The following is a 615-nucleotide window of genomic DNA, read 5'->3' as shown; positions in this document are numbered from 1 at the left end:
CGCCTCTACAGCAACAAGCTTTAGGTCTTTCCGCTCCCACGCAAGTAGCAAACCATAACCGCCGATATTCGCACCTACATCTAGAACTGTAGCCCCATCACTCAAGACGGACGCCAAAAAACGTCGCTCCTGGCCATCGAGCAAGCCAGGCATAGTTAATAAGCGCTTATCGGATAAGTTTCCTTTGGGAAACAACCTGAACTTTAAACCTTCTACCTGAACATCGATAGGTGATTGCTTGCGCATCAATACAGGCTTTCGCATTAGAAAGGCTAGACGCTTAGCAAACCAGTTATTGACCGGTAATTGGTGACAAATACCGAGCAAAGCCTGACACCATGAAGGTAAACGATACCTTCCGAAAGGGAGATTATTCATAGAAAAAGGTCAATTATTTCGTTTCAACATTTCGCCAAGTAGGAGGAATAGCCAAGAGTCGCCCCCTGCTACCCCTCTGCGAGGCACAGCAGCCCCTACTTATAACATTTATGATTCCTTAGATCCTTCCTTTTCTGGCTTAGCCGGCTCTTCCTTTTTGCTGTCACCAATTATTGATTTACCCGGACATACCTTAAATACCGGGCAAGACTTACAACCAGAAACCATTGCGATTGG

General features: G+C 46.0%; 1 protein-coding gene. It reads right to left on the bottom strand.

Annotation, left to right across the window (positions count from 1 at the left end):
- On the bottom strand, positions 1-378 hold a 378-nt coding region (locus A3735_RS26680), incomplete at its 3' end, for a hypothetical protein (protein ID WP_197486071.1).
- Positions 379-615: the final 237 nt, after the last annotated feature.

Source organism: Oleiphilus sp. HI0061, assembly GCF_001635675.1.
Note: the sequence above shows the minus strand (reverse complement) of the source record. Positions and strands in the feature narration are given on the sequence as shown.